The sequence below is a fragment of the Alphaproteobacteria bacterium genome (assembly GCA_037146715.1).
Lineage (GTDB): Bacteria > Pseudomonadota > Alphaproteobacteria > UBA7879 > UBA5542 > JBAWWO01.
This window is the reverse complement of sequence record JBAWWO010000001.1, coordinates 25,918-52,072: the sequence shown is the minus strand read 5'-3', so window position 1 is coordinate 52,072 and position 26,155 is coordinate 25,918. Positions and strand designations below refer to the sequence as shown.

The following is a 26,155-nucleotide window of genomic DNA, read 5'->3' as shown; positions in this document are numbered from 1 at the left end:
TGATACCTTAGGCATCCAAATTCGTTACCTTTAATGCATTTTCTTGAATAAATTGTCGGCGAGATTCCACAACCTCTCCCATCAAAATAGTGAAGACATCATTGGCATCATCCAGGTGAGTAACCTTGACCTGCAACAAAGAGCGCGCTTCTGGGTCCAACGTTGTTTCCCACAGCTGTTCTGGGTCCATTTGCCCCAGCCCCTTATAACGGGTAATGGCAAGGCCTTTTTGGCTTTCTTCTCGAATGTATTTAACCAAATCTAAAGGCCCCGTAATAGACAACACTTTATCTTTAACCGTTAACGTAGCTGAAGGTTCATAAATACTGAAATCCAAAGCCTCTTGGCTAAGCTGACGGGCCTCATGAGTAGTGGCCAGATGATGAGGCAAAGTCACTTTTTCCATGACCCCTTCAACCATCCTCTTTAAGAACATATCACCCGCTTCTGTAATTTCACCTTGCCAATGTTGGGAGGTTTTCAAACCAAATACTTTGTTTAACCGATCGGCAAGCTTATGGGCGTGTTCCTGTTGGAACTTACCCTCTTTCATATGCTTAATATCAAGAACACGGGCCAAGATTGCCTGCTCTACAATATCCACATGGCCAAACTTAACAGTCATAGCCAGAAGCATCTTTTTCATTTCGCAGGCCTTGTACAAATAGGTTTCCAAATCCTTGCCAATAATTTGTGCATTATTTACAGAAAGCACACTCAAACGAACCCCTTCTGTCATTAAATGGGCATCCAAGGCTTCATCGTCTTTTAAATACAAACGAGATTGTCCCTTTTTTAATTCATACAAAGGAGGTTGAGCAATGTACAAATGCCCCCCTTCGATGATCTCAGGCATCTGCCGGTAAAAGAATGTCATCAGCAATGTTCGAATGTGACTTCCATCCACGTCCGCGTCTGTCATCAGAACAATTTTGTGATAACGCAGTTTTCCCACATTGAACTCTTCTTTGCCAATGCTCGTCCCCAAGGCAGAAATAATGGTTCCAATTTCTGCGGAACCTAACATACGGTCAAAACGCGCCCGCTCCACATTCAAAATCTTTCCTCGAATCGGCAAAATAGCTTGATTTTTACGGTTACGCCCTTGCTTAGCATTTCCGCCCGCTGAATCTCCCTCAACAATAAACAGTTCACTAAGAGCTGGGTCTTTTTCTTGGCAATCGGCCAACTTTCCAGGCAGTGAGTTAATATCCAAAACACTTTTGCGACGGGTTAATTCTCGGGCTTTACGAGCCGCTTCACGGGCAAGCGCTGCTTCAATAATTTTCCCAATAACAGCCTTCGCTTCTGCAGGGTTTTCTTCGAAAAATGTCCCTAGTTTTTCTATGACAAGTCCCTCAACAACAGGGCGCACTTCCGAAGAAACTAGCTTTTCTTTGGTTTGAGAAGAAAACTTTGGATCCGGCACTTTTACAGACAGAACACATGTTAATCCTTCACGGGCATCATCCCCCATTAAGGTAACCTTTTCTTTTTTTGCAATTCCTGACTCTTGAACATATGTGTTAATCAAGCGCGTTAAGGCCGCCCGAAATCCGATTAAGTGAGTTCCCCCATCTTTTTGAGGAATATTATTCGTAAAGCACAGCATGGTTTCATGATAGGTATCATTCCACTGCAAAGCGGCTTCAACGGTAATTCCGTTTTTTTCTCCAACTATATAAATCGTTGGCTTATGAAGAGGCGTCTTGTGACGGTCTAAATATTCAACGAAAGCTGTAACGCCTCCCTCAAAATAAAGCACAACTTCTTTAGGTTCATCGCCCCGATGGTCTTGCATTTTAATGCGAACACCCGAGTTCAAAAAGGCAAGTTCCCTTAAACGATGTTCCAAAGTTCCAAAATCAAATTCTGTCTGGGTAAAAGTTTCTTTTGAGGGATAAAAAGTCACTTCCGTCCCTTTACGACCATTGGCTGGCCCCACTTCTTTCAGGCGATCTACAGGTTCCCCATGTTTAAATTCCATAAAGTATTCTTTGTCGTTCCTCCAAATACGTAACTGCAGATGCTCAGACAAAGCATTCACAACAGAAACACCCACACCATGAAGACCGCCAGAAACCTTATAAGAATTCTGGTCAAACTTTCCCCCCGCATGCAGCTGAGTCATAATCACTTCCGCCGCAGATATTTTTTCTTCTGAGTGAATATCAACAGGAATACCCCGGCCGTTATCACGAACAGTGACAGAACCTTCCTTGTTTAGACTTACGAAAACTTCCGTACAGTGCCCGGCTAAAGCCTCGTCAATCGCGTTATCCACCACTTCATAGACCATGTGGTGCAAGCCTGACCCGTCATCTGTATCTCCAATATACATTCCTGGGCGCTTACGAACGGCGTCTAAGCCCCGTAAAACCTTAATACTATCGGCATCATAAGTGGGCACATTAACATTTGTCATCTTACATTCTCTTAAAATTATTTCATCACTGAATTATGGGTTGAATTATTTATAAGCGATTACACGTCTTTTGGCAAAACATTCCCGTCAGAAACCTCAAAAAATTGAGCATGTTTTTTAAAGGGCTCAAAGACATCCCCATCCGTCCCCGTAAGCCATGCCTGCACGCCAAGAGACTGAATCTCTTCAAACAAAGATAAACGGCGCTTTTCATCAAGATGGGAAACGATTTCGTCTAATAGCAAAAGGGGGGTCCTCATGCACAAATTCGTCTGCAATCGACAATTAGCCAAGACTAGAGATAAAATAAGGGCTTTTTGCTCTCCCGTCGAACAGATTTCGATGGGTTTATTTTGATCCACATGGTGCATTCGGACGTAGGTATGATGAACCCCCATAGAGCTGCCCCCTGTTATGGCATCTTGAGCTCTATTGTTTTTCAGATACTCTTGAAACCGTTCTTCAACCTCTAAGGAGGGCATTGTTTCTGACCACTGTTCTAGTTCTCCAGCTAAAGAGACTAAAACTCTCGGGAACAGAGAAAAATGCTCGGAACAAAAAGGTGATAAGTTCTCTAGATAAGATTGTCGCAAAGAAACTACCGCCATAGCTTCTTGGGAAATGGTTTGCTCTAAAATCTTCAGCCACTGTGGGTCACTCATACGTTCCCGCAGCAAGCGTGATCTTTCCCGCAGGGCATGGTCATACCGATACAAATGCTGCGTATATTCCGGAACAAATGCCGCCACAAGCTTATCAAAAAACCGGCGACGTTTAGACAAGCTTTCAGAAAACAAAAAATCCATTTGGGGAATTTGCCATAAAACCGTCACCCATTCAGCTAAACTGGATTGGGGCTGGAAAGTTTGATTAATCTTAATGGCCCGTTGTTCTTCCTCTTTATCTGCCCGAAGCCCCGTCCCAATGTGAATAGAATCCCCCTGATCAAGTCCGAGCACAACGCCTACAGACCACTCTCTCTCTGGGAAGGCCAAATTGGTCAATGCCCCTAACTTGGCCTTTCTAAAGCCTTTTCCTGAACTTAAAAAAGAAAGTGCTTCCAAGATATTCGTTTTACCAGCCCCATTAGGGCCAATCAAAACGGCTGAAGATTTTTCTAAATTAAGCTGAAGAGTATCGTAATTACGGAAATTGAAAAGATTGAGTTGCTGAATCCAGCGAGATTGAACGATTTCTGTATGATATCGGGCGGCAACTGCCCCACGGCTCACAGACGCATGGGCATCAAAACGTACAGGGTACCATCGCCTGCCCCTCCCTTGATAATGGCTGGAGCGCTTTCATCTGCAAGATGGAAGACCAGGTTATCATTTTCCAGTTGCTGGGCAATATTCAAAAGATACCTAACGTTAAAGGCCACCAACAGGCGCTTACCTGTATAAATAGCCTCTACTTCTTCTGTTGCATTTCCCTGATCTACGCTAGAGGCAGAAACAATGATTTTCTGGGGCTCAACTGTTAATTTAACACCCCTTGTTTTCTCATCAGAAATGGTGGCCACGCGATCCACTGCTGCAGAAAACTTTTTGGAATCAACTGTTAGAACGCTATCGTTATCTGTAGGAATAACCTTTTCATAATCAGGGAAAGTTCCATCAATCAAGCGCGAAGCCAATACGACGCCATTCATAGCAAAAGTTATTTGCGTTAAAGAAAGGGAAACTTCGACTTCGTCTGTCGCATCTTCCAACAGTTTGCTTAGTTCAACAATCGTCTTACGGGGAATAATGACATCTGGCATTCCGGCAGCCCCCTTAGGCTCTTCCATATCTGCCAACGCAAGCCGGTGACCATCTGTTGATACGGCTCGTAAAACAGAACCTGTGTCGACCGATTTTGTGTGCAAATAAATGCCATTTAAAGTGTAGCGCGTTTCTTCCAAAGACATGGCAAAACTAGTGCTATTGATTAAGTATTTCAGCTCAGCTGCCTTCAGGGAAAAAGAATGGGGTAAATTGGCTGTTTTCAAAGTTGAAAAATCTTTTGCCGGCAAGACCGGCAGATAAAATTTAGACTTTCCAGATTTGATGGCAAGCTGGTTGGTATCTGTTGTTTCTGATAATTCTATAGGCCCATCGGGCAGTTTGCGCACAACCTCATAAAACGTGTGAGCTGAAACTGTTGTCACGCCTTCGTCTTCTACCTTGGCTTTCAGGCTTTCAACGATTGAGACATCTAAATCCGTTGCAGTAATGGTAAGGGCATGATCTGCCGCCTTTAAAAGAACGTTAGAAAGGATAGGAGAAACCGCCTTTTTCTCAACAACGCCTTGAGCATGCGCCATAGCTTTTAAAAGAATCGATTTTTCAATAACAACTTTCATAGGGAATTACACCTTCAACTTTTCTACCATCATTGACTAAAGTATATGTTTTGAGGATAAAGAACGCAAGCGGATAATGCAGAAAAACTGCAAAACCTTGATTGCACCTATGAAGAAAAATTATATAGGGAATACACACAAATTCTCAAGTTAAGATTTACAGAACCTTTCTTTTTGTTTAAGTTCTTGAGAGACAATCAAGAAAATGGTCACTGGAATAGTAGTATGAATTTTTTGCGCAATGTAAAGTTTTGGTTTTTTTTAAGCCTGATGGGCACAACAGGCTTGTGCGTTTATTTGTTCTCCGGCTCTTTCAAGGAATTAGGAAATTGTTTCCAACCCCTTTCTTTCCCAATCATTTTTCTGGTTTCTGCAATATTCTTGTCTAATTTATGTGTAGCTGCTTTTCGCTTACAAATAATTTATAAAAAAATGGGCCTCTTCATCCCTTACATAAAAATATTTCGGGCTTTTTTAACAGGCCAAATTTCAAGCCTTCTCTTTTTTCCCTCCCTAACCTCTTTTTACGGCCAAACTCTTGTTTTAAGCAAATCAAACAAAAAAATAGGACATAATGTAACCGCTTACCTGATAGATCGCTTCATAAGCTTGGCAGTAGGTTTTAGTCTTGCTTTGGCAGGATTATTTATCTTAAAAAGAGAACTTTTTCAAAAAATTTTATCAGAAAACAACCAACTATTGCCCCTGTTTATTTCTCTCGCAACTGCTTTTTTCTTCGTCATCAAAAAATTTTTCTCTTTACAACAAATCTGGAGCATGTTTTTAGAGAATTTTTTCTATATTCTTTTATTAAGTTTTTTGAGTCTTGTTTCTTGGATTGCAATGGGAAGTATTTTTATGATCCTATACAAAATTTTTGATCCACAAACCTCAACCATATTAGTCATGGCTGCCAGTTTTATCATTAGTTTTGCGGCCAGCCTTCCCATCACGCCCAATGGCTGGGGCATACGGGAAGTGACTGCTATTAAAGCTTTTGGTTTCTTGGGATTACAAGTACACAAAGGGCTATTTATTGGCTTTACGGTTGGCTCTTTAGCAACAGTCCTAATTATTGTCACTTTCTATCTTGTATGCATGCCAAATTTTATAAAAAAGATGATCTTCCATGAAAACACTAAATAATATCTCTCTATTGGAAAAAAATATAGAAAAGCCTCTGATCGGCTTTTTAGCTTTCAGTACTGCCCTGTTTTTGTTTTTTCAAATAAAAGTCAGCTATGAGCATATCTATTTCAATATAAATTTAGCTGATGCCCTTGGATTGTCTGGACTTGTCTTAGGAAGTCTTAGGTTTTTTCTAGAAAAAAGAAAAATTCCTTACTCAATTCCCTATACGAACTTATTTTGGTTGGCATCCATAATTGCGTTCTCACTGGCCTTGTTCGTTGGATGGATCAGATTTGGATCAAATACATGGGCATTTTATACAAAATTTTTGGGATGGTTCGTCATCATAGGGTATGCCATGCTCGGATCCCTATTTGCAGAATCCTTCAAAGAAAAGGGACTGATGAAGATGGCAGAAGTTCTTACAACAACCGTGATCACAATCTTAAGCGTCAAATTTTTATTTTTTTACCTGATAAAATACAAAATCTATTATTATCCCGTTGGAAACTTATATGACTATTTTTCTGGTTTTGCACCTCGAAACACCTTTTCTTTTCAACTGCTGATTGTAATGTGTTTGCAATTTGCCTATTTAAGCCTTAACCCAAAAAAAACAGTCTCATCCATCGGTTACATAGCCTTCATCTGTTTAGGCATTTACTTCACCTATGCCCGAGCAGCATTAGGCATCATGTGTTTTCTATTTCTGCTCTTTTACTTTTTGAAATTTATCAATTTAAAAACTATATTTTATATAATTGGGCTTTTGCTGTTGCTCATAAACAGCGGCACTATTATTGACTTTATGTCTGGTCTTTTAACTTCATTTTTGGGAGTAAATTCTTTAAATATTTCGATATCTCAAACGTACTATTCTTACCCCTCTGCCAATCAGGAACGAATTTTTTCTATGATTGAAGGATTAAAGATCTGGCTCAATAGTCCCATTTTCGGGGGGGGTTTGGGTTCTTTTGTTGAATCCATGAAGGTCACAAAAGAAACATTCCTGACTCACAAAAACTTTCTTGTTATTCATAGTTCCTACATATTTTTACTGGCTGAATTTGGCCTAATTGGTTTTTCTGTATTTTTAATGTATGGCGTACAAATTCTTAAATATCTCTATTCAAGAATCATACTCCAGTACAAAACCAATTCCCTTTCACTTCAAGGTCGCATTTTAATTGGGATTGTTCCCGTTTTCCTAATCATGGGTACTGCTCACGACATGCTCTTTCAGCGAATTTTCTGGTTTGTCTTTGGAATGTGTATTGTGAAACTAAGTCAGGCACCTTCACAGAAATTAGATTAAGGCAAACCGCCTAAGTACCTCGTCCTTCCCTAAGATCTCCATAATCTCGAAGATGCTCGGGGAAACGGTTGCCCCTGCTAGAACAGCCCGCACGGGCTGAGCCACTTTACCTAACTTAAGTCCCTGAGCCTCAGCAAGATCCCGAAACGATTGCTCCAATCCCTCTTCCGTCCAGTTTTGCTGTGCGGTCAAAGCATTTTTGACGACAGTCAGTAGCTCTTGCCCTTCCTCTAAAATCTTTTGCGCTTCCTCCGTAACAGGCAAGGGCAAAGGATGCACATAAAACAAGGAATTTTCAGCCAATTCTTTCAAGGTTTCTGCCCGTTGAGTTAATCCCCCCATGGCCCTTTCCAGGACATGTTTATGATGACTTGAAAGCCCCTGACCCAGCGCGCCTTCGAGAGGGTCTTCTATAAGCCCCACAAGGCGTTTGTGATCGGCCAGACGCATATAATGCGCATTTAAATGGTTCAATTTTTTAAAATCAAACCGAGACGGTGATTTGCCCACATGGGCCAGATCAAACCATTCGATAGCCTCTTGATCCGAAATAATTTCCGCGTCCCCATGACTCCACCCCAGGCGAACCAAATAGTTCCGCAAAGCTTCCGACAAATACCCCATATGCTCATAGGCTTCAACTCCTACGGCTCCATGGCGTTTGGAAAGCTTTGCCCCATCCATCCCGTGAATCAAGGGAATATGAGTAAACTGGGGAACCTTCCAATCCATAGCCTTATAAATTTGATATTGGCGGAACATATTGGTCAGATGGTCATCCCCCCGAATCACGTGGGTTACCCCCATGTCATGATCATCCACTACCACAGAAAGCATATAGGTTGGTGTACCATCACTGCGCAGCAAAACCATGTCATCAATTTGGGAATTCTGAACAGTCACTTCCCCTTGAACCAGATCAAAAAGCCGAATGGATCCATGATCTTCCGTTAACAGGCGCAAGGCCCCAGAAGCAAACCCCTGATGACGACAATGCCCACTATAGCCAGGCGCCTGACCGTTCTTCATGGCCTCTTCACGCATATTTTGCAAAGCTTCCGGCGAGCACTGACAATAATAAGCCCGACCCTTATGATAAAGCTCAGCCCCCACTTCTTGATGGCGTTTGATGTTGGCTGATTGCAAGACAGGTTCTTCATCCCATCTTAAGCCCAGCCATTGCAATCCCGCATAAATGGCATCCACCGCCGCCTGCGTTGAGCGTTCCCGATCCGTATCTTCAATGCGCAATAAAAATTTACCCTGATTGTGTTTCGCGAATAAATAGTTGAACAGAGCGGTGCGCGCGCCCCCAATGTGAAGGAATCCTGTAGGAGATGGCGCAAAGCGAGTTACAATTGTCATAAAATTTCCTTTTATATTTACGCTTATTTATAGTACATTCCGTCTGAAGTGCAAAAATAAAAATGACAGAATTAGATAAGATTTATGGATTGTTTATTATGTTTTGGGTGGCCCTGGTAAGTCCTGGGCCCAACCTGGCTATGATTTTGCGTGCTAGTGCCGAGCATAGCCGAACTGATGGCTTCATGGTGACATTGGGGCTAACATCTGGTGTGTTTATTCAGGGAGCCCTAGGGGCCCTAGGCCTATGCTGGTTATTTGATGTGTATCCGGCAGCCCTAAAGGTGATCCAAATCACCGGCGCCATTTATTTGACTTATCTTGGGTTTAGGGGGCTTATGACTAAAAAAGCGCCCCAGACGGAAAAAACAGAATACACCTACCAAAAAAAATCCCTGGCCATTTCTTTTCAGCTGGGTCTATGGACACAGCTGCTGAACCCTTTTGCCACGATTTCTATTTTATCGTTGTTCGGCATCTTTTATTCCCATTTTGCCTGGGTGCGCAGTTTGTATGTTGCCATTTTTGTCGTTTCTTACCTGGTATGGTATGGCGCCCTTAGCCTGATCCTAACGAATGTTCACTTACAGAAAAAACTATTTGCTCAGCGCCATTGGATTGAACGCATCACGGGCATTGCCCTGATTTATTTCGCCATAAAAATGGTTAGGGCTAGTGTTTAATAGAGTAGAAAATGTCTCTTAAAAGTTTGTCGTCGATTGTTCTGGTCTCTTTGTTGGGGCTTCTTGCCTTAAGCATTCCGGGATGTCAGGACTCACCCCCAGAAATAATTGTCAAAAGAAATTTCAATCCTTGTGAGCATCATCTATTTGAGGATCCAAACCGAATCTCCTTTACGGATCCAAAAACAAAGTTAATGGGATACAAAGATAAAAAGGGTCATATCGTAATACGACCTCAATTCATAATGGCTTCCGAATTTACAGAATTTGGAATTGCGCATGTGTTTTTTGAAAGCACAAAATGGCGCCCTTTCACAATTGATAAAACAGGAAAAGTCTTACTAGAAAACTTTTTATTCGATAATGGGGCAGATTATTATTGCAATGGTCTAAGCCGATTCGTAAAAAATGGTAAGATTGGATTCATTGACCGCAAAGCCAATATCGTCATCCCAGCTCAATTTGAGTGGGTGACTGGCTTTGTTTTCAATGTACCTGTAGCCGTAGTCGGAAAAGGGTGTAAGTATGTTGATCAAGGAGCAGAATATCCCACGCTTGAAGGAGGAAAATTCGGCCTTATTAACCAGCAAGGGGGAATTATTGTACCCATCGAATTTGATATAGAATATATGAAGAATGGAACTCCCCTCCTCATCAAAGAAAACAGGCACTACCAAGTTGTACAAATAGGAGATACCTACAAGACCAAAGAAATCGTGGATAAAAACCCATCAGCTACACCTAAACTGGGATAAAAGTAAGAAAATCAAGGCCCCCTTCCAATTCAATTCCCCCTATGGCATACTGCTGTTCATGCATACAGTCCTTGAAGAAACTATCGCCGACCACCCGGCCCCAACGCCCGTTTATTCGGTGACGCAGATTTCAACGGCCTTAAAACAGACCATTGAAGCTCATTTTCGGCTTGTGCGTGTTCGGGGGGAAATTTCCGGCGCCAAATTGCATACCTCAGGCCACCTCTATTTTTCTTTAAAAGATTCCGAATCCGTTTTAGACGGCATTTGCTGGCGGGGGACTTTAGGCAAATTCCCCCTAAAGCCCACCGATGGGATGGAGGTCATCTGTCACGGACGATTAACCACCTATGGGGCCAGATCCAAGTACCAGATCATCGTGGATTATATGGAGCACGCAGGTGTGGGAGCGCTGCTAAAGCTTTTGCAAGAACGCAAAACAAAGCTGGCGGCTGAAGGACTCTTTGACGTCGACCGCAAAAAGCCTCTGCCCTTTCTGCCCACGACCATTGGGATTATTACCTCCCCCACAGGGGCGGTGATTCAGGATATTTTGCACCGCCTGCAGGACCGCTTTCCCCGGCATGTTTTGCTGTGGCCCGTGTCCGTTCAGGGGGAGACAGCCGCCCGGGAAGTGGCCCAAGCCATCAAAGGATTCAATGATCTGCCTTCTCACATTCCCACCCCCGATGTATTAATTGTCGCCCGGGGTGGGGGCAGTCTTGAAGACCTGTGGGCCTTTAATGAGGAAGAAGTGGTTCGGGCTGTTGCCGCAAGTCACATTCCTATTATCTCTGCCGTGGGGCATGAAACAGACACAACCTTGATTGACTACGTGGCTGATCGACGGGCACCAACCCCCACCGCCGCAGCAGAAATGGCGGTTCCTGTACGTTTGGAAATTTTGGAGGCCCTGAACTCAAAAACCCATCGACTTACCATGAATATGGGTAAGGTGGTACAAGCTTTGCAGTGGAAATTGAATAGCTTTAGCCGGGGACTCATTAGCCCTAAATCAATCTTAGAAAATAAATTGCAGAATTTGGATGACCGCTTGGAGCGCCTGAAAATCGCCATGGAGTCTCTGGTTCACAATAAGCAGCAAAAGTTTTTGTTTCTAGAGCATCGGTTACAGCAAATTTCCAGCGCTGCGATGTTGGTTGGAAAGCACAGAATGCGGTTTGAGTGGGCAGCAGATTTACTAGAAAGTTATTCTTATACCCACACCCTGCAGCGTGGTTTTGCCTTGGTGAAGCAGGATGGCCATCTGGTGACCTCAGCCAAGAAACTAACCCCCACCCAAAAAATGACCATCCAGTTCCATGATGGCGTTGTTGCCGCAAGGGTGGAGGAGTAGAGTAAGAATAGCCCCTATTGAAATGCTTCTACGGCTTTTTTCTTTTCCGGATAAGATTTTAGAAGAATCAACTCTTGTAGAAGAGCTATTTTTCTTTCGGGAGGAAAATTTTTCTTTCCAATCTGTATACGCAAGTCTGAAGATTGCCTTGGTTCCAGCCCTATAGCCACCTGATGGAAGAGCTGCTGCTCTTCTATAAATGTGTTACTTAATACAGCAGAGGGTACTCCCCCGATTGCCACTCTCCCTTTAGGAATTACACCGCCTTCTTCAGGGGACATACCTGGCAATCTTTTTACGACTTTTCTATGTTCTATTTCATGTGTTACTGCAGCAGAAATCTCAACTGAGGTCTTGCCACTCAACCCCTTTAAAAGGGCCAGATAGACTTGAGAATCAGGAATAAGCCTAAACAAAGTATTTAATAGATTCTGCAATTTCTTATCCGCACCTGCCAGCTCAGCTACTTTCTCATCAATTTGCTCCTTAATCGGTTTTTCTCTGACTGGAACATTTTCCTGTTCTGGTTCAGCAGGAACTGCCTCAGGAGGAGCTGGTAGTGGAGATTCTCTGGTGACTTCCGTAAGCTCTGAGAGAAGTTTGTTGCCTATTTGAACCATGTTAATTGCTTCTTTTAATTTTTGTGTTGTTGTAGCAAGCCTTGACTTTGCCTCTTCTTTTTCTTTTTGCTCTCGGGCTTCTGCTAGCGTCTTTTCTGCAGCCGCCATCCATAGATCTAACTTTTTAAGATCAGCCATTTGTTTCGGTGTATTATCTTTACAACTTTCCGCTAAATTATCAAGAACTCTCTTTAACCTTAGTTTTCCAAGATCTTGAAGATAATTCACCTTAAAATAAATCGCCAATTCTAGCATCCGATAGTCTTGCTTAATCACAGAGTCTCCAATATATCCCCTCAACCTAGCAATTGCCTGATGCACTGCATTCTGAGTGAGCTTCCCTTCAACGCCTCCCCAGTTATTAAGTCGTTCTATTACCCTATTCGAAGCAGTTGCATCATCAGAGGTTAAAATTTTTATAAGCTCTAGAGCAAAAACACTATATCCCTTGCTTTGATAGTTTCGGATTTTTGTATCAATCTGTTGGATAAATTCTAAAAGGGTTTTCTTTTGAACTATAAAGCCCATCTCTCTCAGCATGACTCCAAAGTCTGTGCTTTTTTGAGATCCAAGTTCATTTGTTAAAATGGGCGCAAACCATTTCTGAGCATAGCTATCATTCGCAATAAACTCATCATATGTTTTATACAAATCAACAATAAGCTCATCTTTAAAATTCTGAATATTTCTTATAGGAAGAACATGGCTCGTTAAAAGATCTTTTAACGCTTTTGAAAGGGTAAAAATAAGCTCATAAGTACTTTCGTCCTGCTCAAGCTGCGTCACTTTATGAAAACATAAATTTAAAGTACGTGCCTTTTCTAAAGGAACTGTTGCCCCCAAAAACTTTTTATAACTTTCCAAAAATCCTTTAAAAACAGGTTTTTCAAGATTGCATTTTGCAACCAAATCATCAGCAACTTCCGTTGGACTGTCACCAAAATGAATTCCTCTTCCTCCAGTATCATTCACGAAAATCATAAAAGCCTTTTTATAAAGCACTTTCTTGTAGGGATAAAGCAGCTTTTGAAAATCTCCATTAGGAGCATCAAGATTTTTGAAATAATAAGCAAGCCTATTGTCTGCATAAGTTTCAGAATTTTCTCGTCTCCAACTAATATCCGGATCATCCCCATTTTCCATCATGCCTGCAAAATCCTGACGAACTCTGGGTGCAGGAGAAGGCGATCTAGACCGCTCGGCCTCTAAAGGATCAGTATCAGCATAGATATGGTCATGTTCCCCAATTTCTGAATCAACAGCATCTATTAATGCATCGCCTTTAACTGATTTTTTCTTTCCAGCATTTTTCTGTAAATATTCGGAAACCACCTGAAGTATTGCTTCATTTTCAGAAATTCTAAGATTGCGTCTCCTATAGCCTGCTTGAATCATTCGATTAGCTTCATCAATAAATCGGGGCTCAATTGCTGACCCTGGCGCAGGGTGTGCTGATGCTGCTTGAAGCTCTTTTATACGGCCCTCAGCAACTGCTAATTCTCTCTTATGTTCATCTTGTAATCGCGCCCTCTCAGCGGCAACATCTGCATCTAACATTTGCACAGGGCCAGGAGTACTTGAACCACTTAGGGTAGACATGCTCTTAGTGCTTTGAGACCGAGAACCTTCACTACTTTCCTTATGAATCCTTTCAAGTTCTTGCTTATAGTATTCCGGATTTGCAATAGCTCCGACAATAGAAACCCCTTGATTAATCAAAATCTCCCCGTCTTGATCAGAAATCCCTAGTTTTTGAGCCATTATTTTACCGTTACGACTTACAACAGCTTCTGAAATTTGCCCTACAAAAAAAACAAAAAAGAACAAACTATGTATGATATTTTTTTTAAACATTTCTTCTATCCCTTTAAATTTTATAAACACAAGATAACGTTACCACATGATAGGACAAACTAGGCGACATAGAGCTAAACACTTTAGCATTGTCTGTTTCATTATACTGCTCTAACAACCCTGTTGAGTATTTTTTGTACATTTCATAACCATAATCAATCCGTAAAGAAAAAGCTTTGCTATCCCCCAGATCTTGAATAGCCCCAAAACCTAATCTACCCCCCCAAACGCGATTTACCTTAGCAGAAGCTGTAGAATATTGAGGAGGAGACGTTTCAACAATACCAGTAGTGGTAGTTTGAAATTTAGAGTTCAGAACTCCTGCACTTAGATAAGCTCCTATACAATCTGTGAAATACTTTCCCAAACGCAATAAAGTCCCAAAAGTGTCTTTTTGTTTGATGGACAAAGAATAGTTTACTACTGTAATATTATCATTCAACTCTAATTTCACCGTACTATTTTTTAGTTCATTACCAGAACGGCGCGCAATCAATTCCCCCTCTAAAAAATAAACCCCCCAAGATTCTGGCTTATAATGATACCCCCCCATAATAGCGCCCCCAATTCTATTGGCTGAACTGCTCAGCAGTGTAACGTTTTGAAAGCCACTTGCAGCCGCAATAATTTCTTCCGAAAACACCCCAAATTTCGCATCTACGGGCTGCGTATAGGTAAGGGCACCCCCCACAAAGAATCCTGAATCAGCACAGGCAAGTCCTTGAAAAGAGATAAGCGCCAGAATGATTAATATTTTCTTTGAAAAATTCATACCCTTCCAAATCTTTTTTTATATAAAATATAGACCAATCTTGACAATTTTTTAACAATTTTGTCAAGAAGATTTGTGCAACGACAGCGCAGTTTATAGGACAACTTCTACTTATGCGAAAAAAGCGCCCCAATTTCCCAGCCTAGCAGATCTAAATCAATGCAGGTGGGCAGGGCTTTAAAACAGCCTTCCGCTAATTTTACACGGTTTTCCCGCTTCAGCATTTCATCCAGCTTTTGCCGTAAATCGTGTAGATGCAGCACATCTGTAGCAGCGTATTGCTTTTGCGCCTCAGTCAAATCTAGCCTGCCCCAATCGGAAGATTGTTCTTGCTTTGAAAGCTCAATCCCCAGCAAAGAATGACATAAGTCCTTTAGGCTATGCCGATCAGTTGAAGTTCTAGCCAATTTTGAGGCCAGTTTTGTGCAGTATAGGGGCGCCACAGAAACGCCCAAATATTTTTTAATCATCATAATATCAAACCGAGCATAATGAAAAATTTTCGTGATTTTTGGGTTTTCCAGCAAAGCTTTTAACTTAGGCGCATGATACTTAGAATCCGGCCCAAACTGAACCAAATGACAAGTATCCCCCGCATACAGCTGAACCAAGCACAAACGATCCCGAAAGGGGTTTAGCCCCATGGCTTCCGTATCAATTGAAACCCAATCCGTTTTCGGAAAAGTTGCATGTAAATCTTCTTGATGTAAAACTATTTCCATTTTTTCCTTGGTGCCCAGAAGAAGACTCGAACTTCCACAAACAATTGTTCACTAGAACCTGAATCTAGCGCGTCTACCAATTTCGCCACCTGGGCCTTTTCAAATTTCCCCATTAAAAGATCATCGTTAATTTCCCAGACTTTAAAAAATACCTCTTTTTAAAATTTTACGCAAGCTGAATGATTTTAGGAATCTCTCTTAATCTTATTGCGCTTTAATTCTTTGTTAACATCCATAAGAAATTCTGTTTGAAATGGCTTTTCAAGTCGTGCATCTTTAAGGATACATTTAACCGTCATCACAAAAGAAACAACACCATCAATCCCCAGCACTTCTTTGCCAACAATTGCTATTTTTCCCCGTACATCCACATATTGGCTTTTCTCAGCCTGTTTATGAAGAATATCTTTAATTTTGTATAAATCCGCATCCAGAGATACATTAACATCGACTGTTGTCATCATTCCAAGCTCACCAGCACTGCTTGAACTTACCGTATCGCTGATAAAACGTTGGTTAGGAATGGTCACAATACTTTCATCAAGGGTCAGAAGCTTAACCGAACGCAGCCCTATTCTTATAATTTCCCCATAGTGCTCTTGAAAAGTTATACGATCTCCTACTTGAAAGGGTTTATCTATTAGCAAGACAATGCCTCCAATAACTGATCCCACAAGATCCTTAACAGCAAATCCAACAGCAACAAAACCGCTAATAATAAAAGCAATAAGAAATTTTTGATTGGGGTCAAAAATAACATAAAATGATCCGAATACTCCCGCAAAGTACAGCAAAAAATTCACAACAGGAATCCATCCAAAAACCATCATCCTTTTAGAAGGAAACTTCTTTGAAATCCAATCGGAAAGACGCCTAATGCCCATCACAATTAGTGAAACAATAATAACAGTCCCAATAAAAAGACTTAGATCAATAAAATCCATTTGAGAAATAAAGCGAGCTGCATGGCCTGAATTTAGCATATTTTCCACCCTTTAAGAATACCGTAACATACTTAATTGGTTTCAGACAGCTTTCTTCTTGACTCCCCCTGTGGCCCATGGTCTTATTCGATGAGCAACGATAATAAAAAATAAAGGGAAGGAAAAATGTCTAGAATGGCTTTAGGTTTGATTCTGCTTTTAATTCTTTTTTTGCCCCCCAATGCCATGTGTGCGGTAGAAAGCGCCCTTGTTGAAATCACAGAGAATGCAACTACTACAGAGTCTGAAACAGAAGAAGCAGTAGAATCTCTGATTGATAGCATCGACATAACTGATGCCTTTATAAATTCTGCTGTGCCACCTACTGGTACAGGAGTTTCTACAGCTGATCAATCTGTAACTGTTACCTCTGACACAGATACGTCTAACACCGTTGACACTATTTTAGGCGATACGACAGATATTCCCGTAGAGTCAGTGACAACATCTGATACAGCTCCAGATTCTAGCCCTATAGATGCTTCTGTTTCTTCCTCTGAAGGAGATCCAACTGCAACTGTTGATATAGTAGACCCAGTAACGGATTCCTCTACAACTGTATCTATTAATCCCGCGGATGAAAATACTAGTACGACTCCTCCTGCTGATACAAGTTCAGGAGACAATACAGATATCAGCCTTCCCATCGATTCTTCTGTGAAGGAAAATATTGCCATAGACATTCCCGCAACTGACACGGAAAGCACTATCTCTGTTGACTCCCCAGTAACGGACTCCTCCACCACTGTATCTATCAAGCCCGTGGATGAAATTCCTTCAAGTACAATTCCCCCTGCGAACACAGAAATCACAGATTCAGGAAGCACCGAAACGCCTATAGGATCTTCAAGTAATCGCCCGCAAACCTCTGCTTCAGGAAATGGACGTCTCTCTCCCCCATTTTCTGTAAGATTTAGACGCTTTGCTGAATGATAATAATGACACAAAAAAAAGGATCTCTGATGAAAAAAGTAATATTTTATCTTAAGGGGTTTTTTATCCTGTTACTGCTGGCTTCTAAGGTCTCCGCCTCCATGCGCGTTAGCACCCTTAATACCAGCGCTAATGAAGATGCCATTCAGAAAATATCCGATAAGCAAAAAACTCAAGCCTCTCCTTCTGCCTCCAAATATACACTGTCAGTCAGCGAAACATGGTTGAAAAACAAAAACCATTTTGCTGCATTAAAGGGGAGAACGATGGGTAATATATCCAGCGTTGCCTTAAATGCTAAAGAAAGCGCAACATGGGATTGGGGAGTAGCTGCTTTGCTGATGAAGAATAAGATCAATACTTTTGCTAATAACGGGGTTGAAAATACAACAAGTAATGGGATTGTTCCCTATGCTGTTTACAAGTTGAATCCTAATATCAGTTTTAATGTTCTGGGAGGCGCCATCACCTCGCGCCTTAGGATCAGCGAAATAGATAATAATAAGCTGGGGGCTGGCGTTGCCCGGTCCAATGCAGGTTTCTTTGAAACAGGCGTAACAACGAAAAAGACTTTTGGCCGTTTTACGCCTTCTCTCCATGCAAGTATTCTTTATTATAACTCAAAAACAGGTCGTTATAATTTAAGCAATGGCACTAATACTTCGGCCGAGTGGAGCCATCTTATGCAGGGCCGTATAGGCGCGCGTCTTGATATGCGGTTAGATCCATTCAGTCTTTACGCAAAAAGCGCTTCTGAAGTGTTGCTAAGACGGTCATCGAATTATATTATTCAAGATTGGAACGGCTGGTCAGCAACAGGTGGTTTTATTTATTTTTTAAGTCCCACCTGGAATGTTTCTGGAGAATATAAATACCACCGCCTTCCCATCGGCGCACGCCAAAGTTCTATCTTGCTTCGCTTAAATATGCGGTATTAAGCAGAAAATGGATAGCGAACTAAACTACTTGCAACGGATATATCAAAAAAACGTACAACAGAGTAAAATATTTTAGCAGTCAAAAGACAAGAGTTTGCTATCAGATTACTCTCTAAATAGATCCTGACAAAATCCTTGAAAAAAGCCCTGCTGTTTCCTATCATAGGATATGTCCCTTAAAAAAATTCTTCTTGCCCTATTCCATCACTGGAAATCAAATGTTGTGGCCGGGCTTGTGGTTGGGATTGTATCCCTGCCCCTGTCCATGGCCTTTGCGATTGCCTCAGGCGTGAAACCCGAGCAAGGCATTTACACTGCCATCATCGCAGGCCTTGTGGTGGGGCTGCTGGGTGGCACGCACACACAAATTTCCGGCCCCACGGGCGCTTTCGTGGTTATTCTGGCCAGTATCACAGCCCAGTACGGCATTGCAGGACTTCAAATCGCTACCTTGCTTGCAGGACTTATCCTCATCCTGATGGGGATTTTTAGAATTGGGCAGGCTATTAAATTTATTCCCTATCCTGTCATTGTGGGCTTCACCAGCGGCATTGGCGTCATCATTTTTGTGGGACAATGGAAAGATTTTTTTGGGCTACCTTTAACCCTGCCCATCCACATGCCCTTTTACGAGCGGCTTATCATGCTGTTAAGGGCATTCCCTGAAGTAAATTATCAAACCACCTCTCTATCATGTTTAAGCCTAGGGCTTATTATTTTTACGCCAAAAGTCATTAAAAGCCTGCCAGGCCCCCTGATTGCCATGCTTGTTGCAACGCTTATCACCTATGGGTGTGATCTTTCAAACATCCCCACCATTGGATCTGTTTTTGGATCTATTCCGTCCTCTTGGCCTGCTTTTAAGTTTCCTTCCTTTCATGCAGCAGATTTTACAACTCTTTTGGGACCTGCTCTGACTATTGCTTTATTGGGGGCCATTGAATCTTTGCTTTCAGCAGCCGCTGCAGATTCCATCATGGGAACCAAACATAAACCCAATAAAGAGCTGATTGGCCAGGGGATCGCCAATATGCTGGCTCCCTTCTGGGGAGGGTTCGCCTCAACGGGGGCCATCGCCCGCACCATCACCAGCATCCGTCATGGGGGCAGCACACCACTCGCCGCCATCGTTAATGCCTTGTTTTTAATCTTAGTTCTTGTCTTGCTTGCCCCCTATGCTGTTCACATTCCCTTTTGCGCCCTGGCAGCGATTCTTTTCGTGGTTGCCTTTAACATGAGTGACATTCCCCACTTCACCCATATCATTCGCCATGCTCCCTGGTACGACGTGTGTGTTCTGGTGATTACTTTCTTGCTGACAATTTTTGTGGATCTTGTAGTGGCTGTCTCTGTGGGGGTCATTGGCGCCCTGTTGTTTTTTTGTGTGCGCTTGTATCAAACCACTGATTTGCGTCAAGAATTTTTCAAAAACCTGAAAACAAAAAATTTTCAGAAAGTCACACAAAAGCCCTTGGAAAACGGCATTCTATATACTATCGATGGCCCCTTTTTCTTTGGCGTGGCCGAGGCTATGGAGCATGCCCTTTCCATCACCCATACGGACCCAAAGTATGTGGTTTTTTGTCTGAAAAAAATTCCCTTTATCGATATAACGGGCGTTGAAACTTTTTCAAAAGTTATTGCCCATTATACGGGCCGGAACATTAAAGTTTTTCTGTGTGAGGCCACCCCGAATGTTCACCATAAACTCACTCGCGCGGGCGTGCTGCATATGGTTGAATCTGCAAAGATTTTTAAATCCGTCAAAGATGTATTAGCTGAAGCTGAGGGGATGCGATAAAGACTGATGAAGGATCCATTCTCCCTTCATCTGAACTTATCTAATCTATAACTTTTTTCACAAATTCCGATTTTAGCCCCATCTCCCCAATGCCGGGGATTTTGCAGTCAATATCATGATCGCCGTCCACCAGGCGAATATTTTTGACCTTGGTACCAACTTTAACAACAGAAGAGGATCCTTTTATTTTTAGATCTTTAATGACTGTAACAGTGTCTCCATCCTTAAGTTCTACGCCGTTGGCATCGCGAACGATAAGATCTTTGCTTTCTTCACCAGCACTGTCTTTCGACCATTCGTGAGCACATTCTGGGCAGCAATACATGTCTCGATCTTCATAGGTGTATGTTGATTTGCATTGAGGGCAGTTGGGCATCATATGATAGGTTTCCTTTTAATTTTATTAATTATTTGAAATTCCCTGAAGAGGTTGCTGGAAATGGTGCCGGATGACGGACTCGAACCGCCGACCCTCTGATTACAAATCAGTAGCTCTACCAGCTGAGCTAATCCGGCACTCCCACCTGTATAACCTGTTTGTTTTTCCGCGCCAAGTAGTTTTTTATTATTTTTTGAAAAAAGAATAGAAAGATAAAGATCCTGCAACAATCCGACCAAACGGGAATGGATTCCTTTTATAAGGATCACTCTATTATGCAACTTCAAAAAGTTTATCTGAAAACAATTCTCTATTTTCCATATAAAATTCTTCCCAAAATCGCTTCATGCCGCTTTCAATTGCCATTACCCTCTCACCCAAAGATGCTTGTGTTTCTGATGGCAAAAATTCAGCCCCATAGACACTTCGCAGAATCTCTTCATAATCCTGAGCAAACTGCCTATACTCAATAGAACGTTTACGCCCATACCTTTCTTCCGCAGAGGATGACAGAAGATGCTGGTTGATAAAGCTTTTCTCCTCAAGACTTAGCACATCAAAATCAGGTTTCCATGTAATATTTGAAACATTTGAAACAAATTGGTGCTCTGCCCAATCCTCCGTCCCAGGTTTGCAGACCAGATCTAACGAAAATGTTCCAATATTTTTGTACGTAAGATCCGATACATGATAATGAATATCTGCAACGATAGTTTCAACACTTCCAATATTTTTAATGTTTCGAATTTGTGATCTAAGGGCATAATACTGTAAAGGCAAAGGATACCCACTAACCCCACCAAAAAAAGAACCATAAACAAGGGTGGAAAGTGCATATTCTTCAGTCGTTATATTAGACACTAACCCCCAAAACAACCGACGCTCACTCAAAGGAAGGGCCTCATCCCCAAGCCATGGTTGAGAACTGTTTATAAGAGAAGGATGGTTTTCATGCAGCATCAAGAAAAGAGCAGCCATATTACGATCTTTACGAGCGGCAGAACGATAAATTTTCCCTAAAAGTTCTTTCTCAATATTCCAAAATCCCTTTTCTTTCAAGATTGGATAATCTTGGAAAATATTGGGTTTCTTTTGAGCTTGAATTTCTTCACAAAGCATTGTGTATACAAATTCATTTGTATGGTTAAAATCATGCCATAGAAAATCGCCGGATTCACAGACATTTCCTCCATGAGCTCCTTTGCATTTAAGAGAGAGAGCTCCTAAATTAAGAGGCAAGGGCCGATCCAAATAGTTTCTGACAAAACGGTCAAAAGAAAATCCTCCACCCTTGCAGCACAAGATGGCCTCACGATACAAATCTTTTGCTTTCAAGTGGTTTTCGAAAGGATACGAAGTTATAAGCCAATATGAAAAGGGATCCTTATATGTATCAAGATCTTGCCAGTTTCCATCTTCATACAAGTTCTTACAGTGTGCTAACTCTTCAACAGGAGTTCCTTGCATATCAGTCAAAAGAAAAGCCAACTGCATTGTGATGGAGCGCATACGGGCAATCGTAAGTTGATTGCTTTCAATAACTTTTGACACCTTTTGCCAAAAATCTTTTAACAATTCTAAATGTTTGGGACTATGTTCAACCAGCTTTGCCACATAGCTGTAGTGCATGCGAATCATAGGAGCAAGACCGGGAATGATAGTTTCAGTAGGGTGAATCTCTGCAGACCCGACAGCATCATAAGCTTTTACAAATAATTCTTCCTGATCATTCAAGGACAATACCTTATCAACAGGAAGTTCTTTGAAGTCTGGGTCTTGAGTTGCAGCAACTCCTTGCATAGCAAGGAAAAACACAAAAGCTAAAAGTTTTAATTTCATTAATCTATCTCCTAATGTGATGCTTATCACAAACCTTAAACTTGATATAGTTAATCGGTTATAAAATTTCAAGCCCTCCGACCAAACAGGAGTGAATTCCCGAAAAGTCTTGACTTTTTAGGAATTGACTCCTATTTTAGTCGTAATAGAGAGGAACAAATGGATCGATATTTATCTGCAACGCTCATAAAAGATTCGGACAAGAAAATCATTCTGTTGAGTGGTCCCAGACAAGCTGGCAAAACAACGCTGACACGGCACCTTTTCTCAAGCTATGATTATTTTAATTACGATGCCTCAGAAGACCGAGAAGCTCTTGAAAAGAAACATTGGAAAAGAAACGTAGACTGCGTTCTTTTTGACGAATTGCACAAAATGCCCTATTGGAAACGATGGCTGAAGGGTGTGTATGATACAGAAGGGAATAGGCCCCGCCTTATCGTCACGGGCAGCGCTAATCTAGACACGTTCCGTAAGGTGGGGGATTCTTTAGCAGGACGATATTTTGGCTTCCGCCTGCACCCAATTGACTTAAAAGAAGGAGCTATGTATTGGAAAAAAGATATTGATGATATCTTTAGGCGACTTATGGAATGTGGCGGATTTCCAGAACCATTTTTAGAGGGTGATACTCAGTTTTACAGGCGCTGGCAAAAATCTCATTTAGACATCATATTGCGGCAGGATTTTCTAGACTTGTACTCTGTGCGCTCTATCAAGTTGGTTGAGACCTTATTAGAATTGCTTAAATCAAGGGTTTCAGGCCCCCTCTCCTATACCAATCTCTGTAACGATTTACAGATAGATCCCAAAACGTTGAAAAACTGGTTAACTCTTTTAGAAAATATTTATGCAATTTTCAGTGTAACCCCCTATCACACTAATGTAGCCCGATCCTTGTTAAAAGAACCCAAGCTTTATTTTTATGATATAGGTCGCGTCCCGGATGAAGGCGCCCGCCTGGAAAATCTAGTCGCTTGTGCTCTTTTAAAAGAAATTCATTGGATTGAAGACGTCTATGGCCACAAAGGAAACCTACATTATTTAAAGACCAAAGATGGCGTGGAAATTGATTTTTTGGTCACCATTGATGATGTCCCTGTTGTATGTATAGAGGTTAAAACATCTGATGATGTGCCCTCAAAAAGTTTTAACCATTTTAAAAAATTTCTACAGGATGTGCCGTGCATACAGTTGGTGCTTCATCTAAAAAGAGAATTTGACCATCCCGATGGTATCCAGATGCGTGATTTAAAAAAATTTCTGGCGACCTTAGATTTGCGGTCTTATATCAAAAAGAACCCAAATTAATTTTTTCAATATTTCAAATAATGGTATAAGATCTATCTCAGCATCATGAAAAAAGCACAGTGCCCTAAACCTATTGTCTTATGCGTCCTTGATGGTTGGGGCTGCGCGCACAAATCCCCCTTCAACGCCATTACCTTGGCGAATACGCCTACTTGGGACAAATGGAATGCTCAGCAGCCTCCGTGCCTGTTGGATGCAGCGGGGGAAAGTGTTGGCCTGCCCGCGGGGCAAATGGGAAACTCTGAAGTAGGGCACATGACCATCGGAACGGGCCGGGTCATTTTTCAAGACCTTCCCCGCATTTCAAAAAGCATTGCAGATGGCAACCTGTTTAAAAAGCCCCTGTTGTTGAAACTAGTGGAAACCCTGAAAAAAAAGAAGGGGGCTTGTCATCTGATGGGACTGGTTTCTCCCGGCGGCGTTCATTCCCACCAAAAGCATCTGTTTGCCCTGGTTGAGTTTTTATCCTCCCACGGCATTCCCCTTAAAATTCATGCCTTTTTGGATGGCCGAGATACCCCACCCCAAAGCTCTATTCAATATTTGAATGAACTGCTTAATCTATTGAAAAAATGCCCCCAGGCGGAAATTTCAACAATCATGGGTCGCTATTACGCCATGGATCGGGACAACCGATGGGATCGCACCCAAAAAGCGGCTGAGGCCCTGGTATTCGCTAAGGGTGACGCCCTGCCCTGCCCTCTGAACAGCCAAACACCTGACGCTAAAATCGCGGAAATTCTGAATCGCTGCTATGCCCAAAACTTAACGGATGAATTTATCCCTCCTCTTGTGTCCCCCAGCTATAAAGGCGCCCAGGAAGGCGACGCCATTTTTATGACTAACTTCCGATCAGACCGGGTGCGGCAAATTTTACGCTCTCTCGTTGATCCGAATTTTTCAGATTTCCAGTGGAAGCACAAGCCCGCTTGGTCTATGAAAATGGCCATGACTTCTTATGCAAAAGATTTAGATTCTCAGATGGATGTACTGTTCCCCAATGTATCTCCACACCACACTTTGGGTGAAATTTTGTCTGATGCTCACCTGACCCAACTGCGTATCGCAGAAACGGAAAAGTATGCCCACGTAACCTTTTTCTTTAATGGGGGAAAAGAAACCCCCTTCCCTCACGAAGACCGCATTCTGGTGCCCTCCCCCAAGGTTTCAACCTATGACTTGTCCCCTGCCATGTCGGCTTTTGAGCTAACGGACAAAGTCCTCCACGCTATTGAATCTGGAGCTTATGACGTGATCATTATGAACTATGCCAATACGGATATGGTGGGGCACACGGGCAAACTGGAGCCCACTATCAAAGCTGTTGAGGTGGTTGACACCTGCCTGGGCAAATTGGAACAAGCCGTCCTAAAAGCAGGGGGCGTTCTTTTGGTCACCGCAGACCACGGCAATGCGGAAATGATGGAGGACACGAAAACCCATCAACCCCACACGGCGCACACCACAAACCATGTTCCTTTTATAGCGGTTGGGGTACCTCACAGCATTAGGTCATCAGGCACGTTGGCTGATGTGGCCCCCACGGTTTTGAAGTTACTGAATCTTCCTGTTCCCAAGGAGATGACAGGAGAATCTCTGATCAAATGATACGCTTTTTGATTCTTTTCTGTCTTATTTTCTCAGCCAGCTTCTTACACGCCAAACCAAAGGCAAATCTAAAAGTCAACTTGGCCCAAATTGCCGAAGAATACCGCCACGCTGAGGCAGACCTGCTGGGCGTTGAGGCAGAACTTGAAAAATTACAGAACTCTAAAAAAGAAAAAAAGCAGCTGCTGAAAAAACAATACCGAGAATCCAGTGGTCTTATGGTGGCCTTGTATCAGTTACAGAAAAACATACCTTCCCGCATGGTTGCAAATTTAAAAAAGCCAGAAGAAACCATCCAGTCAATCATTGCACTAAAACAATATATTCACGCCCTTCAGCAGCAACTAAAAAAGATATCCTATGAGCTTAAAGAAATAGAAAAAACAACTGTGGATACAAAAGAAAAAAAACAGCTGCTGAAAAAGAAGTTAGAAACTTACAAGGGAAAGAAAGATCAATTAGAAAAATTAATTCAAGAGAATAAGAAAAAGGCCAAGAAAAATGTTAATCGAAAAATTCTGTTGCAGCATGCAAAGAATTTGGCCAAGGAATCCGCCAACTTGCAGGAATTGATTCATAAGGTTGAGGCCCCCCCCTCAAAGGAGGCAACGCCTCCCGACGAACTTATGTCTACGCAAAAAATCTATACTGTTAAGCCTGTTCAAGGGAAAGTTATTTCTTATTTTGGGGAAGATCATCTGCTGAATCCTCAAGGAAAAGGAGTGCTGTTTCAGGCCCGATCCAAAGAGTTTGTATTTTCGCCCCTATCCGGAAAAATCGTCTACGCGGGCCCCTTCCGCCGGTACAAAGATATCATCATCATTGCCCATAATGAAGTGTATCACACCATTTTGACGGGCCTTGACCGTATCGATGTGATGACAGGGGAATGGATCAAGGCAGGGGAACCCTTGGGGGTCATTAACGATGCCAAAGACAAAAATTTCCTGTATGTAGAATTGCGTCGCCAGGGCACCCCCGTTGATCCAAAACCTTGGATGCCGTGGGACACAAACTAGA

At 42.2% G+C, this 26,155-nt stretch carries 21 protein-coding genes and 2 tRNA genes; 11 read left to right on the top strand and 12 right to left on the bottom strand.

Going from position 1 to position 26,155, the window contains the following annotated elements; translation table 11 throughout:
• Nucleotides 1–7 precede the first annotated feature (7 nt).
• The 3 genes from gyrB to dnaN are packed head-to-tail and all read right to left on the bottom strand — an operon-like array spanning nt 8 to nt 4,769.
• Nucleotides 8–2,425, bottom strand: a complete 2,418-nt coding sequence (gyrB, locus tag WCG05_00265; GenBank protein MEI8320435.1) for a DNA topoisomerase (ATP-hydrolyzing) subunit B — start codon at nt 2,423–2,425, stop codon at nt 8–10.
• 59 nt (nt 2,426–2,484) lie between these two features.
• Complete coding sequence (gene recF, locus WCG05_00260; protein ID MEI8320434.1) at nt 2,485–3,657, bottom strand: DNA replication/repair protein RecF; 1,173 nt, start codon at nt 3,655–3,657, stop codon at nt 2,485–2,487.
• Nucleotides 3,654–4,769 carry a DNA polymerase III subunit beta gene (dnaN, locus tag WCG05_00255; GenBank protein MEI8320433.1) on the bottom strand — a complete coding sequence of 372 codons (1,116 nt, stop codon included), beginning with the start codon at nt 4,767–4,769 and terminating at the stop codon, nt 3,654–3,656. Before dnaN ends, recF begins: the two co-directional genes overlap by 4 nt.
• A gap of 225 nt (nt 4,770–4,994) precedes the next feature.
• On the opposite strand from dnaN, the gene WCG05_00250 reads away from it, so the two are divergent.
• Both WCG05_00250 and WCG05_00245 read left to right on the top strand, forming a co-directional pair.
• Nucleotides 4,995–5,915 carry a lysylphosphatidylglycerol synthase domain-containing protein gene (locus WCG05_00250; protein MEI8320432.1) on the top strand — a complete coding sequence of 307 codons (921 nt, stop codon included), beginning with the start codon at nt 4,995–4,997 and terminating at the stop codon, nt 5,913–5,915.
• Complete coding sequence (locus WCG05_00245; protein MEI8320431.1) at nt 5,899–7,215, top strand: O-antigen ligase family protein; 1,317 nt, start codon at nt 5,899–5,901, stop codon at nt 7,213–7,215. Before WCG05_00250 ends, WCG05_00245 begins: the two co-directional genes overlap by 17 nt.
• Here WCG05_00245 and gltX read toward each other — a convergent pair.
• Nucleotides 7,207–8,580, bottom strand: coding sequence for a glutamate--tRNA ligase (gene gltX, locus WCG05_00240; protein MEI8320430.1), 1,374 nt, complete (start codon nt 8,578–8,580; stop codon nt 7,207–7,209). The genes WCG05_00245 and gltX overlap by 9 nt on opposite strands.
• Before the next feature lie 62 nt (nt 8,581–8,642).
• Between gltX and WCG05_00235 the strand changes: the two genes are divergently transcribed.
• Genes WCG05_00235 through xseA form a run of 3 tightly spaced genes read left to right on the top strand, consistent with a single transcriptional unit; the run spans nt 8,643 to nt 11,375 of the window.
• Entirely contained in the window at nt 8,643–9,263 is a 621-nt protein-coding gene (locus tag WCG05_00235; protein MEI8320429.1) for a LysE family translocator, read from the top strand.
• Between the two features lie 11 nt (nt 9,264–9,274).
• Nucleotides 9,275–10,018: a WG repeat-containing protein gene (locus WCG05_00230; protein MEI8320428.1), complete on the top strand. Its 744-nt coding sequence runs from the start codon at nt 9,275–9,277 to the stop codon at nt 10,016–10,018.
• Nucleotides 10,019–10,076: 58 nt separating this feature from the next.
• The gene (gene xseA, locus WCG05_00225; protein ID MEI8320427.1) at nt 10,077–11,375 is read left to right on the top strand and encodes an exodeoxyribonuclease VII large subunit; all 1,299 of its coding nucleotides are present in this window, start codon (nt 10,077–10,079) and stop codon (nt 11,373–11,375) included.
• Nucleotides 11,376–11,389: 14 nt separating this feature from the next.
• Here the strand turns inward: xseA and WCG05_00220 are convergent, their stop codons facing one another.
• From WCG05_00220 to WCG05_00200, 5 genes are all read right to left on the bottom strand, one after another.
• Entirely contained in the window at nt 11,390–13,849 is a 2,460-nt protein-coding gene (locus WCG05_00220; protein ID MEI8320426.1) for a hypothetical protein, read from the bottom strand.
• A 13-nt stretch (nt 13,850–13,862) separates the two neighbouring features.
• Nucleotides 13,863–14,621 carry a hypothetical protein gene (locus WCG05_00215; protein MEI8320425.1) on the bottom strand — a complete coding sequence of 253 codons (759 nt, stop codon included), beginning with the start codon at nt 14,619–14,621 and terminating at the stop codon, nt 13,863–13,865.
• 107 nt (nt 14,622–14,728) lie between these two features.
• Nucleotides 14,729–15,343, bottom strand: coding sequence for a ribonuclease H-like domain-containing protein (locus tag WCG05_00210; GenBank protein MEI8320424.1), 615 nt, complete (start codon nt 15,341–15,343; stop codon nt 14,729–14,731).
• Nucleotides 15,344–15,351: 8 nt separating this feature from the next.
• Nucleotides 15,352–15,438, bottom strand: a tRNA-Leu gene (locus tag WCG05_00205).
• Nucleotides 15,439–15,528: 90 nt separating this feature from the next.
• The gene (locus tag WCG05_00200; GenBank protein MEI8320423.1) at nt 15,529–16,326 is read right to left on the bottom strand and encodes a mechanosensitive ion channel domain-containing protein; all 798 of its coding nucleotides are present in this window, start codon (nt 16,324–16,326) and stop codon (nt 15,529–15,531) included.
• Between the two features lie 126 nt (nt 16,327–16,452).
• On the opposite strand from WCG05_00200, the gene WCG05_00195 reads away from it, so the two are divergent.
• From WCG05_00195 to WCG05_00185, 3 genes are all read left to right on the top strand, one after another.
• Nucleotides 16,453–17,259, top strand: a complete 807-nt coding sequence (locus tag WCG05_00195; GenBank protein MEI8320422.1) for a hypothetical protein — start codon at nt 16,453–16,455, stop codon at nt 17,257–17,259.
• Nucleotides 17,260–17,288: 29 nt separating this feature from the next.
• The gene (locus WCG05_00190; GenBank protein MEI8320421.1) at nt 17,289–18,197 is read left to right on the top strand and encodes a hypothetical protein; all 909 of its coding nucleotides are present in this window, start codon (nt 17,289–17,291) and stop codon (nt 18,195–18,197) included.
• 169 nt (nt 18,198–18,366) lie between these two features.
• Nucleotides 18,367–19,998 (top strand): SulP family inorganic anion transporter, encoded by a 1,632-nt coding sequence (locus WCG05_00185; protein ID MEI8320420.1) that lies wholly within the window; start codon nt 18,367–18,369, stop codon nt 19,996–19,998.
• 40 nt (nt 19,999–20,038) lie between these two features.
• Here WCG05_00185 and WCG05_00180 read toward each other — a convergent pair whose 3' ends face one another.
• The 3 genes from WCG05_00180 to WCG05_00170 form a co-directional block, all read right to left on the bottom strand.
• Nucleotides 20,039–20,377: a zinc ribbon domain-containing protein YjdM gene (locus WCG05_00180; GenBank protein MEI8320419.1), complete on the bottom strand. Its 339-nt coding sequence runs from the start codon at nt 20,375–20,377 to the stop codon at nt 20,039–20,041.
• Between the two features lie 61 nt (nt 20,378–20,438).
• A tRNA-Thr gene (locus WCG05_00175) sits at nt 20,439–20,514 on the bottom strand.
• Between the two features lie 136 nt (nt 20,515–20,650).
• Entirely contained in the window at nt 20,651–22,216 is a 1,566-nt protein-coding gene (locus tag WCG05_00170) for a hypothetical protein (GenBank protein ID MEI8320418.1), read from the bottom strand.
• 159 nt (nt 22,217–22,375) lie between these two features.
• Between WCG05_00170 and WCG05_00165 the strand changes: the two genes are divergently transcribed.
• The 3 genes from WCG05_00165 to WCG05_00155 are packed head-to-tail and all read left to right on the top strand — an operon-like array spanning nt 22,376 to nt 26,154.
• Complete coding sequence (locus tag WCG05_00165) at nt 22,376–23,527, top strand: ATP-binding protein (protein ID MEI8320417.1); 1,152 nt, start codon at nt 22,376–22,378, stop codon at nt 23,525–23,527.
• Nucleotides 23,528–23,572: 45 nt separating this feature from the next.
• Nucleotides 23,573–25,135 (top strand): 2,3-bisphosphoglycerate-independent phosphoglycerate mutase, encoded by a 1,563-nt coding sequence (gpmI, locus tag WCG05_00160; protein MEI8320416.1) that lies wholly within the window; start codon nt 23,573–23,575, stop codon nt 25,133–25,135.
• Nucleotides 25,132–26,154: a peptidoglycan DD-metalloendopeptidase family protein gene (locus WCG05_00155; GenBank protein ID MEI8320415.1), complete on the top strand. Its 1,023-nt coding sequence runs from the start codon at nt 25,132–25,134 to the stop codon at nt 26,152–26,154. Before gpmI ends, WCG05_00155 begins: the two co-directional genes overlap by 4 nt.
• Nucleotide 26,155: the final 1 nt, after the last annotated feature.